Source organism: Pseudomonas rhizozeae (assembly GCF_031583775.1).
GTDB lineage: Bacteria > Pseudomonadota > Gammaproteobacteria > Pseudomonadales > Pseudomonadaceae > Aquipseudomonas.
The window spans coordinates 55,098-69,219 of record NZ_JAVLSB010000047.1 but is presented as its reverse complement, the minus strand read 5'-3'; the positions used below and the strand labels follow the sequence as shown (position 1 = coordinate 69,219).

11 protein-coding genes are annotated in these 14,122 nt (G+C 63.8%); 7 read left to right on the top strand and 4 right to left on the bottom strand.

What is annotated here, in order from left to right; all coding sequences use genetic code 11:
• Nucleotides 1-26: 26 nt before the first annotated feature.
• Nucleotides 27-899 (top strand): thioredoxin, encoded by an 873-nt coding sequence (gene trxA, locus RG836_RS15865; protein ID WP_310847158.1) that lies wholly within the window; start codon nucleotides 27-29, stop codon nucleotides 897-899.
• Here trxA and RG836_RS15860 read toward each other — a convergent pair.
• A complete protein-coding gene (locus RG836_RS15860; protein ID WP_310847155.1) occupies nucleotides 896-1,243 on the bottom strand; it encodes a hypothetical protein in 348 nt (115 codons plus the stop codon). The genes trxA and RG836_RS15860 overlap by 4 nt on opposite strands.
• 135 nt (nucleotides 1,244-1,378) lie before the next feature.
• Between RG836_RS15860 and RG836_RS15855 the strand changes: the two genes are divergently transcribed.
• From RG836_RS15855 to RG836_RS15835, 5 genes are all read left to right on the top strand, one after another.
• Entirely contained in the window at nucleotides 1,379-1,996 is a 618-nt protein-coding gene (locus tag RG836_RS15855; RefSeq protein WP_310847152.1) for a DUF2796 domain-containing protein, read from the top strand.
• Between the two features lie 47 nt (nucleotides 1,997-2,043).
• Nucleotides 2,044-2,754, top strand: a complete 711-nt coding sequence (locus RG836_RS15850) for an ABC transporter ATP-binding protein (protein WP_310847149.1) — start codon at nucleotides 2,044-2,046, stop codon at nucleotides 2,752-2,754.
• A 1-nt stretch (nucleotide 2,755) separates the two neighbouring features.
• Nucleotides 2,756-4,021 (top strand): ABC transporter permease, encoded by a 1,266-nt coding sequence (locus tag RG836_RS15845; RefSeq protein WP_310847146.1) that lies wholly within the window; start codon nucleotides 2,756-2,758, stop codon nucleotides 4,019-4,021.
• 11 nt (nucleotides 4,022-4,032) lie between these two features.
• Nucleotides 4,033-4,551, top strand: a complete 519-nt coding sequence (locus tag RG836_RS15840) for a DUF3299 domain-containing protein (protein ID WP_310847143.1) — start codon at nucleotides 4,033-4,035, stop codon at nucleotides 4,549-4,551.
• A 221-nt stretch (nucleotides 4,552-4,772) separates the two neighbouring features.
• Nucleotides 4,773-5,471, top strand: a complete 699-nt coding sequence (locus RG836_RS15835; protein WP_310847140.1) for an OmpW/AlkL family protein — start codon at nucleotides 4,773-4,775, stop codon at nucleotides 5,469-5,471.
• A gap of 66 nt (nucleotides 5,472-5,537) precedes the next feature.
• Here RG836_RS15835 and RG836_RS15830 read toward each other — a convergent pair whose 3' ends face one another.
• On the bottom strand, nucleotides 5,538-6,467 hold the full coding sequence (locus tag RG836_RS15830) for an NAD-dependent epimerase/dehydratase family protein (protein ID WP_310847136.1): 930 nt from the start codon (nucleotides 6,465-6,467) through the stop codon (nucleotides 5,538-5,540).
• A complete protein-coding gene (locus RG836_RS15825) occupies nucleotides 6,460-7,344 on the bottom strand; it encodes a sugar nucleotide-binding protein (protein WP_310847133.1) in 885 nt (294 codons plus the stop codon). The genes RG836_RS15830 and RG836_RS15825 overlap by 8 nt, the downstream gene beginning before the upstream one ends.
• A 322-nt stretch (nucleotides 7,345-7,666) precedes the next feature.
• Between RG836_RS15825 and RG836_RS15820 the strand changes: the two genes are divergently transcribed.
• Complete coding sequence (locus tag RG836_RS15820) at nucleotides 7,667-11,971, top strand: DEAD/DEAH box helicase (RefSeq protein WP_310847130.1); 4,305 nt, start codon at nucleotides 7,667-7,669, stop codon at nucleotides 11,969-11,971.
• Between the two features lie 34 nt (nucleotides 11,972-12,005).
• Here RG836_RS15820 and RG836_RS15815 read toward each other — a convergent pair whose 3' ends face one another.
• The gene (locus RG836_RS15815; protein WP_310847127.1) at nucleotides 12,006-14,117 is read right to left on the bottom strand and encodes a mechanosensitive ion channel family protein; all 2,112 of its coding nucleotides are present in this window, start codon (nucleotides 14,115-14,117) and stop codon (nucleotides 12,006-12,008) included.
• Nucleotides 14,118-14,122 lie beyond the last annotated feature (5 nt).

Genomic DNA, 14,122 nt, shown 5'->3' with positions numbered 1-14,122 from the left:
CCATTCACGCTTTTACGAGAGTCCCCATGAGTCAGGAAACGCCCTACATCTTCGACGCCACCACCGCCGACTTCGAACAGTCGGTGATCGAGAACTCGTTCCATAAACCGGTGCTGGTGGATTTCTGGGCCGAATGGTGCGCGCCGTGCAAGGTGCTGATGCCGATGTTGCAGAGCATCGCCGAGAGCTATCAGGGCGAATTGCTGCTGGCCAAGGTCGATTGCGATGCCGAGCAGGACATCGTCGCTCGCTTCGGCATTCGCAGCCTGCCGACCGTGGTGCTGTTCAAGGACGGCCAACCGGTGGATGGGTTTGCCGGGGCGCAGCCGGAATCGGCGGTGCGGGCGATGCTTGAACCGCATGTGCAAATGCCGCCACCGGCCGCCGCCGACCCGTTTGAACAGGCCCAGGCCTTGTTCGACGAAAGCCGTTTCGCCGACGCCGAGGCTGCGCTCAAAGTGTTGCTGGGCGAAGACAACACCAACGCTCAGGCGCTGATCCTTTACGCCCGCTGCCTCACCGAACGCGGTGAACTGGGCGAGGCGCAAACCGTGCTCGACGCGGTCAAGAGCGATGAGCACAAGGCCGCACTGGCCGGGGCCAAGGCGCAGATCCAGTTCCTTGGCCAGGCCAAGGACTTGCCCGACGCCGCCGACTTGAAAGCGCGGCTGGCGAAAGACCCGCAGGACGACGAAGCGGTGTATCAACTGGCAATCCAGCAACTGGCCCGCCAGCAATACGACGCCGCGCTGGACGCCTTGCTCAAGCTGTTCATCCGCAACCGCAGCTACAGCGAAGGCTTGCCGCACAAGACGTTGCTGCAAGTGTTCGAACTGCTGGGCAACGATCACCCATTGGTGACCACCTACCGCCGCAAACTGTTCGCCGCGCTGTATTAAGCCGGATCAATCCAGCTATAGAGCGGCGTATCCCCGCCGCTCGACACTCTCACATCGCTGCTGTGGCGCAGGCGCACCAGCAAGCGTTTGCCCGACACGGCGCTACCGGTCAGTCCTTCCAGTTGCTCCAGCAGGTCCGGACCGCTCAATTGCCCGGCCTTGCGCAATAACTCCCGTGCGATCTGCCACAGCGCATCGTCCTGACTGACCGGCTTAGTGGTCGCTGCCGGCGCGGGCGACGGCGTCACCTGCAACTGCGCACCCAGCCTGGCCCAATCGCCATCGTCCATCTCCAGGGTCAAATCCACCGGCCAGTCGCCGATGCTTCCGCGTATCCGCAACATTGCTCTGCTCCCGCACATTTCTGACCTGCATGCTCCCACGGGTCTTGTGCAACGCCAAGCAGCCGGGCACACTCTGCGCACTTTCGTTATAAGATTACATAACAGAACTTTCACGTATCTTCCTGGAGACTCGCCATGCGCCGTCTGCTGCTCGCTTTGCCGTTTGCCCTGTTGCCGCTGGCCGTTGCCCAAGCCGCCGAAGTGCATGACCACGACCACGACCACGATCATCAACACGGGAGCCTTGGCGCGCACGAACATGGTGTCGGTCGGTTGAACGCCGCGTTGGACGGCCAGACCCTGGAGCTGGAACTGGAAAGCCCGGCGATGAACCTGGTGGGCTTCGAACACGCCGCCGCCAGCGACGCTGACAAAGCCAGGGTCGCCGCCGTGCGCGGGCAACTGGAGAAACCCCTGGCGCTGTTCAACCTGCCGAAAGCCGCCGGTTGCGTGGTCGCCAGCCAGGCGCTGGAAAGTCCGTTGTTTGGCGACAAACCGGATGCCGACGATCAGGATGATGATCACGACGAGGATGTGAAAGACGCCGACGGCCACCCACATGAGCACGATCACAGCGAGATTCACGCGCACTACCAGTTCACTTGCGCGACACCGGGCGCCCTGAAAAACCTCGACCTGGCGACGATATTCAGCACCTTCCCGGCGACCCAGAAAATCCAGGTCCAACTGATCAGCCCGAGCGGGCAGCAAGGGGTTGAAGTGACGGCGAAGGCGGCAGCGTTGAAGTTCTGATCCACCCTCAATCCCACAGGGTTCTCCATCAAGCTGATCGACTGACTATGACCCAACCACTCATCGAACTCTCCAACCTGGGCTTCAACTGGCCCGGTCACCCGGCGTTGCTGGACATCCCGGCGTTTCGCCTGGAAGCCGGTGAGACCCTGTTCCTCAAGGGCCCGAGCGGCAGCGGCAAAACCACTCTGCTGGGTTTGCTTGGCGGGGTGCAGAAGCCCAATCGTGGCAGCATTCAGTTGCTCGGCCAGGAATTGACCGAGTTGTCGGCCGGCGCCCGGGATCGTTTTCGGGTCGATCACACCGGCTACATCTTCCAGCAATTCAACTTGCTGCCGTTCCTGTCGGTGCGCGAGAACGTCGAATTGCCGTGTCACTTTTCCAAACTGCGCGCCGAGCGGGCGAAACAGCGCCACGGCAGTGTCGACCAGGCCGCTGCCACCCTGCTCGCCCATTTGGGCTTGAAGGATGAAGGCATGCTCGGCCGCCGCGCCGATTCACTGTCGATCGGCCAGCAGCAACGGGTCGCCGCCGCGCGGGCGCTGATTGGCCAGCCGGAATTGGTGATCGCCGACGAACCGACCTCGGCGCTGGACTACGACGCTCGGGAGAATTTCATTCGCCTGTTGTTCGCCGAATGCCGCGAAGCCGGGTCGAGCCTGTTGTTCGTCAGCCATGACCAGAGCCTGGCGCCGCTGTTCGATCGTAACCTGTCGCTGGCCGAGCTCAATCGCGCCGCCACGTCCGCAGAGGTCTGAGATGTATTTGTTTCGTCTAGCCATGGCCAGCCTGGCTAACCGCCGCTTTACCGCGATCCTCACTGCGTTCGCTATCGCTTTGTCGGTGTGCCTGCTGTTGGCCGTGGAGCGCGTGCGCACCGAAGCCAAAAGCAGTTTCGCCAGCACCATCAGCGGCACTGACCTGATCGTCGGCGCCCGTTCCGGCTCGGTGAACCTGTTGCTGTACTCGGTGTTCCGCATCGGCAACGCCACCAACAACATCCGTTGGGACAGCTTTGAGCAGTTCGCCAACAACCCGAAAGTGAAGTGGGCGATCCCCATGTCCCTGGGCGATTCCCACCGTGGCTACCGGGTGATGGGCACCACCGAGGCGTACTTTGAGCATTACCAGTACGGCCGCCAGCAACACCTGCAATTGGCCGAGGGCCGCGCCTTCGCCAGCGATCCGTTCGAAGTGGTGCTGGGCGCTGAAGTAGCCGACGCGCTGCACTACAAACTTGGCGACAAACTGGTGCTGTCCCACGGCGTCGCGGTGATCAGCCTGGTCAAGCACGACGACAAACCGTTCACCGTGGTCGGCATCCTCCAGCGCACCGGTACCCCGGTGGATCGCACGCTGCACATCAGCCTCGGCGGCATGGAGGCAATTCACATCGATTGGCACAACGGCGTGCCCGCCCAGGGCAAGGGCCGGATCAGCGCCGACCAAGCGCGCAACATGGACCTGACGCCGCAAGCGATCACCGCGTTCATGCTCGGCCTCAACAGCAAGATTTCCACCTTCGCCGTGCAACGGGAGATCAATGAGTTCCGTGGCGAACCGCTGCTGGCGATCCTCCCGGGCGTAGCGCTGCAAGAACTGTGGAGCCTGATGGGCACCGCCGAAAAAGCGCTGTTCGTGATCTCGCTGTTCGTGGTACTGACCGGTTTGATCGGCATGCTCACGGCGATTCTCACCAGCCTCAACGAGCGGCGCCGGGAGATGGCGATCCTGCGTTCGGTAGGCGCGCGACCTTGGCACATCGCGACCCTGCTGGTGCTGGAGGCGTTCGCCCTGGCGCTGGCCGGGGTGGTCGCGGGCGTGGCTTTGCTGTATCTGTGCATCGCCGCCGCGCAGGGTTACGTGCAGTCGACTTATGGTCTGTACTTGCCGCTGGCCTGGCCGAGCGACTATGAATGGACGCTGCTCGCCGGCATCCTGCTCGCGGCGTTGCTGATGGGCAGTGTGCCGGCCTGGCGCGCCTATCGCCAATCCCTGGCCGATGGCCTGTCGATCCGTTTATGAGGACGTTGAACATGCTGCGCGCTGCACTCGTTGTATTGATGCTGGTGGCCACGCCGCTGTGGGCCGCCGAGCCGAAAGAGCTGACCTGGTCGGAAATGATTCCGCCGGACGCGATGCCGGAAGTGCCGGACATGACGCCGCTGCACGATTTGTCGAAGATGAGCGACGCCCTCGCCGCAGAAGCGGCACCTGCGGCCCGGCAGAGCATGCCGAATGCGCCGGTGGTCAAGGCCCTCGACGGGCAGAACATCCGCCTGCCGGGTTACATCGTGCCGCTGGAAGTCAGCGAAGCCGGGCGCACCACGGACTTCCTGCTGGTGCCGTACTTCGGCGCCTGCATCCACGTGCCACCGCCACCGTCGAACCAGATCGTGCATGTGAAAAGCGAAGTCGGGGTGAAAATCGACGAGCTGTACCAGCCGTACTGGGTCGAAGGGCCGATGCAGGTCAAGGCGTCGAGCAGTGAACTGGCGGACGCCGGGTATCAGATGGAGGCTCAGAAAATTTACATGTATGAAATACCCGAGTGAGTCAGGCTATTTTTGTAGCGGATGATTAATCGCTTTCGCGAGCAGGCTCGCTCCCACAGGGTGGTGCATACCATCGTGGGAGCGAGCCTGCTCGCGAAGAGGCCCTCGGACACTGCACAAATCCCCAACCATCACTGTTTCATTGAGCTGCATCAAAAGACCGGATCAGATGGCTTTGTACCATTGGACATCGAACATTTTTAACGTCCTTTGGAGCCCTCATGCACACGTCCTTGCTCAGCGCCTCTCTGGTTGCCCTCGCGCTCGCAGCCCCCTTCGCCCAGGCCCATGAAGCCGGTGACATCCTGATCCGAGCTGGCGCGATCACGACCCGACCGAACGTCGACAGCTCCAGCGTCAAAGTCGACCAGGGCCCGCTGAGCGGTGCGGATCTGGGTGGCAAGGCGACCATCAGCAACGACACGCAACTGGGCCTCAACTTCGCTTACATGGTCACCAATCACTTGGGCATCGAACTGCTGGCGGCCACGCCGTTCGAGCACGACGTGAAAATCAAAGGCACCGCGCTGTCCGCCGCCAACGGCAACCTGGGCAGCTTCAAACAACTGCCGCCGACCCTGAGCCTGGTCTACTACCCGCTGGATTCGAGTTCGGCGTTTCAGCCCTACGTCGGCGCGGGCGTCAACTACACCTGGATGTTCGACGAGAACGTCAGCAGCGATGCCGAGGCCAATGGCTTTAGCCATTTCCGGGCGAAAAACTCCTGGGGCATGGCTTGGCAGGTCGGCGCGGACTACATGCTGACCGATCGGCTGATGCTCAACGCGCAGATGCGCTACATCGACATCGACACCCGCGCTACCGTCGAAAACGACGCCGTCGCGCCGGGCACCCGAGCTCGCGTCAACGTGGATGCCGATCCGTTTATCTACATGGTGGGGTTGGGTTACAAGTTCTGAATGGACTCGAGGGGTTACCGCGCTTGTGGCGAGGGAGCTTTTTCCCGCGCCACAGGGAGTTGCGGATCAGCGTCCGAGCAATCGCGCCAACCCCACGCTCATCGGCGTCGGCTCGGCGAAGCTGAAGCGCTGCAACAAGCGTTGATTGTTGGCGCGGGAATGGCGGATGTCGCCGGAGCGCGCCGGGCCGTAGCTGACTTCGGGCAATTGGCCGATCACCGCTTCCAGCGCCGTGAGCATCTGCTTGAGATTGGTCGCCTGGTTCCAGCCGACATTCACCGGGCCCTCTTCCACCTGGGGTTTGTCCAGGCCTTGTACCAGCAACTTGACTAGGTCTTCGACATACACGAAATCTCGCGTCTGCTCGCCGTCGCCGAACACCGTGATTGGCAGGCCTTTCTGCGCCCGCTCGCTGAAGATGCTGATCACCCCGGAATACGGCGAGGACGGATCCTGGCGCGGGCCGAAGATATTGAAGAAACGAAACACCACGGGTTCCAGGCCATGCTGGCGGCGATAGAAATCCAGGTAATGCTCGCTGGCCAGTTTGTCCGCCGCGTAGGGGGTCAAGGGTGCCTTGGGCGTGTCTTCGTCGATCGACTTGCCTTCGCCATTGTTGCCGTACACCGCCGCGCTGGAGGCAAACAAGACACGCTTGACCCCGCTCACACGCATGGCTTCGCAGACATTCAGGGTGCCGATGAAATTGCTCTGGTGCGTACGCACCGGATCGTCCACCGAAGCCTGCACCGACGCCACGGCCGCCAGGTGCGCCACCGCGCTGCAACCGGCCATGGCCCGCTGGACCAGCGCCGCGTCCGCGACGTCGCCGACCATCAGCTCGACCTGAGGATTATCCAGCGGCAGATTAGTGCGCTTGCCGGTGGAGAGGTCATCGAGGACGCGCACCGAGTGCCCCTTGGCGAGCAAGGCGTCGGTCAAGTGCGAGCCGATGAAACCGGCGCCGCCGGTGATTAGAATGGGGCCGTCAGCCATGGCGATAGAACCTGTCCAGTAAGCCGGGGAGCGCGGCACGCCAGGCGCGCGGCTTGATCCCGAAGGTGTGAAGGATTTTTTTGCAGGCCAGCACCGCGTGTTGCGGTTCTTCGCCGGCATCCGGGCGCGACGCATGCGCCTGGGCGGTGGGTGCTTCGATGGCCAGCGGATGCAGCGCGCGGGCTTCGTTGAGGATCGCTTGCCCCAACGCCAGCGGCGTGGTCGCCTCGTGCCCGGCGTAGTGATAAGTGCCCCACAACGGCGCCGCGCAATCGAGCTGCTTGAGCACCGAGATGATCACCCGCGCCGCGTCATCCACCGGCGTCGGATTGCCGCGCCGGTCGTCGGCCATCAGCACTTCGTCAGGCTGTTCAGCCCGGGCGAGAAAACGCCCGAGGGTGCCGTCGGGGCTATCGTCGAGCAACCAGCCGAAGCGCAGCAAGACGTGTTGCGGACAGGTCGCACGCACACTTTGTTCGATGCGCCACAAGGCTTGGCCGCGCTGGCCCAAGGGCACCGGTTCGTCTTTTTCGCTGTAGGCGGTGGCCCGAGAACCATCGAACACGCGATAACTGGACGGTTGCACGAGCACGATGTTGTGGTGCTGGCACAGTTCGGCGAGGCGTTCGACCGCGCGCTCCTGGCTGGCCAGGCGTGCGTCGCTGACCGTTTCTGCCTGGAACCAGTCGAAGTAGTAAGCCAGGTTGATCAGCGCGTCCGGGCGGGTGTCGTCGAGCAGTTGCGTCAGGCTCGCGGCGTCCCAGCCGTCTTGCGGCGGGCGGGGGGCGAGGAAGCCGATGTCTTCCTCCGCACCGAGGCGAATCAGCGCCTGCCCAAGGGCATTTCCGCCGCCCAGTAACATAAGGCGCATTCGCATAGAGTCAGCAGGCCCAGTCTATTCAGAATGATGGCTTTATCGACCAGGCCCACGGGCCCGGTCATTCATAGTTGCCGGAATCGTTGCATTTTGCGGGTTTAGTGCGCAACCGTCACTTTTAAAGTGTAGATGCTGCGGATTGCCGCAATACCTTGTGCCGTGGGAGCTTGCTCCCGCTCGGCGGCGCAGCAGTCGCAAACCCTGAATACCCGGTCTGGCTGGACAAACACGGGGAGCTTCGCCACCCAGCGCGAGCAAGCTCGCTCGCCACAGGTCCCGAGCGGTACTTGCATCTTCCCCACCCCGCCCGCATAAATCACCCATGAACCTGCCCCTCCCCGCGAACCCCGCCATGGCCGGCTTCCACCCCGCCGTCAGCGCCTGGTTCAATGCCTCCTTCCCGGCGGTCACCGCCGCCCAGGCCCAGGCGTGGCCGCTGATCCGCGCGCGGCGCTCGACTTTGATCGCCGCGCCCACCGGCTCGGGCAAGACCTTGACCGCGTTCCTCGCGGTGATCGACGCGCTGGTGCATCGCGGCTTGGCCAACGGCGGCCAGTTGCCGGACGAAACCCTGGTGGTCTACGTCTCGCCGCTCAAGGCCTTGTCCAACGACATCCGCATTAACCTGCAAAACCCGCTGGCCGGAATCACCGAGCAACTGCGGCGCATGGGCCTGCCCGAATTGCAGATCAGCAGCGCGGTGCGCACCGGCGACACACCGCAGAAAGAACGGTCGGCGATGCGCAAAACCGCGCCGCACATTCTGGTCACCACCCCGGAATCGCTGTACGTGCTGCTCGGCTCAGAGTCTGGTCGACGCATGCTTGCCAGCACCGGCACGGTGATCGTCGACGAAATCCACGCCATCGCCGCCGGCAAGCGCGGCAGCCACCTGGCGCTGAGCCTGGAACGCTTGCAAGCGCTTTGCCCGCAACCGCTGTTGCGCATCGGTTTGTCGGCCACGCAAAAACCGATCGATGCGGTGTCGCGTTTTCTGGTGGGCACCGACCGTCCTTGCGAAATCGTCGACATCGGCCACGCCCGCCCCCGCGACCTCGGCATCGAAGTGCCGCCGGTGCCGCTCTCGGCGGTGATGGCCAACGACGTCTGGGAGCTGGTCTACGAACGCCTCGCTGAATTGGCCCGCGAGCACAAGACCACGCTGATTTTCGTCAACACCCGGCGCCTGGCCGAACGCTTGAGCCGGCACCTCAGCGAGCGCCTCGGCAAACAGGCCGTGGCCGCGCACCACGGCAGCCTGGCCAAGGAGTTCCGCCTCGACGCCGAACAACGGCTCAAGCGCGGCGACCTGCAAGTGCTGATCGCCACCGCATCGCTGGAGTTGGGCATCGACATCGGCGACGTCGACCTGGTGTGCCAGATCAGCTCGCCACGCTCGATTGCCGGGTTTCTGCAACGGGTCGGGCGCTCCGGGCACCAGGTCGGCGGCACGCCCAAGGGCCGTTTGTTCGCCACCACCCGCGACGACCTGATCGAGTGCGCCGCCCTGCTCGACTGCGTGCGCCGGGGCGAACTCGACACGCTGCTGATCCCGGTGGCGCCACTCGACGTGCTGGCGCAGCAGATCATCGCCGAAGTCAGTTGCCAGGAATGGTCCGAGCAAGCGCTGCTGGAGCTGTTCCGCCGCGCCTCGCCTTACGCCGGACTCGACGAAAACCATTATCAGGCGCTGCTGGGCATGCTCGCCGAGGGCTACAACGGTCGGCAGGGCATGCGCAGCGCTTACCTGCACCGCGACGCCGTGACCCGCACGCTGCGCGGTCGCCGTGGCGCGCAACTGACGGCCCTGACCAGCGGCGGCACCATCCCCGACAACGCCGACTACTCGGTGCTGCTTGAACCGCAAGGGCTGAACATCGGCAGCGTCAACGAAGACTTTGCGGTGGAAAGCATCGCTGGCGATATCTTCCAGCTCGGCAACACCTCGTACCGCATCCTGCGGGTGGACGCTGGCAAAGTGCGGGTCGAGGACGCCCACGGCCAGCCCCCGACCATCCCGTTCTGGCTCGGCGAAGCGCCGGGGCGCAGCGCGGAGTTGTCCTCGGCCGTCGCCCGTTTGCAGGCGCAACTCGATCAATTGCTGAGCGCAGCGCCCGGCGACTTGCAACCGGCACTCGACTGGCTGACCGGCACCCTCGGCCTGAACCTGGCCAGCGCCGAGCAACTGGTGGATTACCTGGCCCGCGCGCGCCTGACCCTCGGCGCCCTGCCGTCCCAGGACACGCTGATCATGGAGCGCTTCTTCGACGAGTCCGGCGGCACGCAGTTGATCATCCATACGCCATTCGGCAGTCGCATTAACCGCGCCTGGGGCCTGGCGCTGCGCAAGCGCTTCTGCCGCACCTTCAATTTCGAGCTGCAAGCCGCCGCCAGCGAAGACGCGATCGTGCTGTCGCTGTCCACCAGCCACAGCTTTGAACTGGATGAGGTCTGGCGATATCTGCACAGCCACAGCGCCGAGCAGGTGCTGATACAAGCGGTGCTCGATGCGCCGCTGTTCGGCGTGCGCTGGCGTTGGAACGCCGGGGTGGCCATGGCCCTGCCGCGCTTCACCGGCGGGCGCAAAGTGGCGCCGCAGATCCAGCGGATGAAAAGCGAAGACTTGATCGCCAGCGTGTTCCCTGACCAGATCGCCTGCCTGGAAAACCTCGCCGGTGAGCGGGAAATCCCCAGCCATCCGCTGGTGGAACAAACCCTCGATGACTGCCTGCACGAAGCCATGGACAGCGAAGGCTGGCTGACCTTGCTGCGGCGCATGGAGGCCGGCGAGGTGCGCCTGCTCAGCCGCGACTTGCCCGCGCCCTCGCCGCTCGCGGCGGAAATCCTCAGCGCTCGGCCCTATGCCTTTCTCGACGATGCGCCGCTGGAAGAACGCCGCACCCAAGCCGTGCTCAGCCGCCGCTGGACCGACCCGCAATCGACCGACGACCTCGGCGCGCTGGACGCCGAAGCGATTCAAGCGGTGCGTGACGAAGCCTGGCCGGCGCCCACCGGCATCGATGAAATGCACGAAGCGCTGATGAGCCTGGGGTGCATCGGCAGTGCTGAAGCCGAGGCCAATCCGCACTGGCCGCAGTGGTTGCAAGCCTTGGCTGAGAGCGGCCGCGCCACGCGCATGCACATCGATGAAACCCGCAGCGTGTGGGTAGCGCTGGAACGCTTGACCTGCCTGCAAGCGATTTATCCACAGGCGCCGCTGCAGCCGTCGTTGACGCCGCTGCCAGGGTTCGACGAAACCTGGTCAACGGATGAGGCGCTGGTCGAACTGCTGCGCGCGCGACTGGGCGGGTTCGGTCCACTGACGCTCGCAGCGATTGCCGAACCCTTGGGGTTGTCGGCCGCCGAGCTCAATCCGGCCCTGGCGCAGCTGGAACGCGAGGGCTATGTGCTGCGCGGTCCGTTCAGCCCCGGCACGGCGGTCGAAGAATGGTGCGAGCGGCACTTGCTGGCGCGGATTCATCGCTACACGGTCAAGCGCTTGCGGCGGGAAATCGAGCCGGTGGCGTTGCAGGATTTCATGCGCTTCCTGTTCGACTGGCAGCACCTGTCGCCGGCGGCCCAAGGCCAGGGCAGCGCAGTGTTGCCAGCGATTGTCAGCCAGTTCGAAGGCTTCCCCGCTGCCGCCTCGGCCTGGGACAGCGACTTGCTGCCGGCGCGATTGAAAGACTATTCACCGAGCTGGCTCGATGAGCTGTGCCGCAGCGGTAAATGGGTCTGGACTCGCCTGACCGCCCGCAACAAAAGCGCCAGCAGCGCCTTGCGCAGCACGCCGATTGTGTTGCTGCCGCGCGGCCAGGTGGCGCTGTGGAACAGCCTCAGCGAGCAGACGCCGGTCAGTGAGTTGTCGCTGAAAACACAGAAGGTTCATGACGCCCTGAGCCAGCACGGCGCGCTGTTTTTCGATGAGTTGCTGCACGAGGCGCACGTGTTGCGCACCGAGCTGGAAATAGCCTTGCAGGAGCTGGTCGGCGCCGGCCTGGTGAATGCAGACAGCTTCGCCGGATTGCGGGCGCTGATCACCCCGGCCAGCAAACGCCAGGCGCGCAGCAGCCGGCGCGGGCGTGGCGCTTTTGTCGGCGGCATGGACGATGCCGGGCGCTGGGCTTTGCTGCGGCGCGGCGCACCGGTGGCGGACAACCAGGCAACGCCGAGCGACACGCTGGAACACATCGCCATGACCTTGTTGCGCCGCTATGGCGTGGTGTTCTGGCGTCTGCTGGAACGCGAAGCCGACTGGCTGCCGAGCTGGCGCGAGTTGCTGCGCACCTTCCATCGCCTGGAAGCCCGCGGGGAGATTCGCGGCGGACGCTTCGTCAGTGGCTTGGCCGGCGAGCAATTCGCTTTGCCCGAGGCGATTCCGCTGCTGCGTGAAGTGCGCCGACGGCCGCCGGACGGCAGCCTGATCGCGGTGTGCGGCGTCGACCCGCTGAACCTCGCCGGCACGTTGTTGCCCGGCGCGAAAGTGCCGGCCGTGGCGAGTAATCGCCTGGTATACCGCGATGGCTTGCCGACGGCGGCGGAGATTGCCGGGCAGCAGATCTTCTGGTTGGAACTGGATCAGCAGGCTAATGATGAGATACGCCGTAAATTAACCCAACGCCGCTGAATCCATGGCAAAGACGCTTGCCTGTGGTGAGGATTCACCGCTGATCCGGCAGCAGCACCGGCGAGTTCTCGGCTTCGGCCGGCGCTGGTTCTTCCGGCACTTCTGCGCGCTTGGGCAACATCACCTGCTGTGGATAAGTCTGCGCGAAGTGCACCCACGGGCAGTTATCCACAAGTTTTTTCAACCGCTGGTTGAAGGCTCGACTCACCGCGTACTGACCACCGGACACCGTGCGGAACTGTGCTGTCAGGACCACGCCGTTAAGGTCCATTTTGTCGACGCCGAACACATCCAGCGGCCCTTGCAGGTTGTATTTGAGGAAGGCGTCATCGCGAATCGAATCACCGGCCTCGCGGATCAGTTCAATGGCTTTGTCCACGTCCGTGTCGTAGGTGAACTGCACCGAGAAGAACGCGAAGGCGAACTGCCGGGATTGGTTGGTCACGGCTTTGATCTGGCCGAACGGCACTGAATGCACGAAGCCCTTGCCGTCGCGCAGGCGCAGGGTGCGGATGGTCAGGCCCTCGACGGTACCGGCGTGGCCTGAGTCGAGCACCACCCAGTCGCCGATCGACAGCGTGTCTTCGATGATGATGAACAGGCCGGTGATCACGTCCTGCACCAATTGCTGCGACCCGAAACCGATGGCCAGGCCGACCACCCCGGCACCCGCCAGCAGCGGCGCGACGTTGATGCCGAGGTTGGCCATGGTGGTGATCGCACAAATCACCACCAGGATGATTTTGATCGCGTTGCGCAGCAGCGGCAGGATGGTTTTTACCCGCGTACTCGGCTGACGCGCCGCGCGTTTGTTCAGCGGCGGTTTCAGCGCTTCCTGAATCGCCGTGTCGAGCACCACCCACAGCAGCCAGGTCACCAGCAGGATCAACCCGATGCGACTCAGGGAATCACTGATCGCCCGGCCAATCGAGCTGGTCTGAGCGAAATCCACCAGCGACACGCCCCAGATGCGCCCGAGAATATCGATGAACGCCACCGCCAGCACGATGCGCAGCAAGGCGTGCAGCAGACTCAGGAAGCGCTCCTTGTAGGCACTGCTGCGCTGGACCGCTTCGGCTTTTCGCGATTTGAACAGGTGCTGGAAAATCGTACTGAGGAACACGGTGGCGATCAGCAGAATGGTGGTGAACAACGCGCAGCGCAGGGCTTTCTGATTATCTTCGCCGACGCCGATCAGGTTGATCGCCGAAACCAGCACCATCAACAGGATCGGCCAGTACCAGAGGCCGGAGAAAATCCGCAGCGACTCCTGCAACGACGGCTGCTTCAAGCGCTGGGTCAACGAGCGGTTGCGGATCAGGTGCGCCACCGGGCGGCGCAGGCGAATGACCAGGTAGCCGAAGATCAGCGAAGCGAACAACGCGGTGAATACCGCCACGCTACTGGTCAGGTTGCCGCCCACCTGCCGGGCAATTTGCGGGCTGGTCAAGGCATCGCTCAGGGCCGCAAGAAAGCCGATCAGGAACAGCGGCTTGGGGCAGTAGTCGCGGATGATCTGCACCGCCGAGCGCTTGTGCCCGGTGTTGAACATCACGATTACGCACAACAAGAATGTCGTAGAAACAATGCCACTGCTGGTGGCGTAGGCAAAACACAGCGCCAGCGCGCGGCCCACCGAGGCTTGCAGAAAATGGCTGACGTACAGGGTCAGCGGCAGGCAGATCAGTGCGGGGACCGTGTACGGCAGCAAATAACCGAGCAAATCCTGGCTGCGTTGCCGGGTGCGGAAAAACCGCCCCTGGCTCAGGCGTTTATCGAGCAACCCGCCGAGTACGGTGAGCAAGGCAAAGGTGCCGAGCCAGACCCCTGACAGCAACATGAAATCGCCGACCACGCTCCACGGCGAGCGGGCAGAAGGCTGGTTGACCAGTTTGTCGACTTCGTCCGCCGCCCGGTCCGCCCGCAGGCGCCAGGCGTCGACCAGGTCCTCGTTGAGGTCGAGTTTGTCTTGAACGTCGTCGATGCTGGAACTGATCGCGCCGAGCAAACCACCCTGGACCAACGGCTCGGGCTTGGCCGGCTCCTCGGCGGCGGCCGGAACGCCCGGCAGCGTGACAGCTTGCAGTTCAGCGCTGCCGAACAACAGCAGCGCGCCCAGCAGTATCGCGGTCTTGAACTTGATCAAAACAC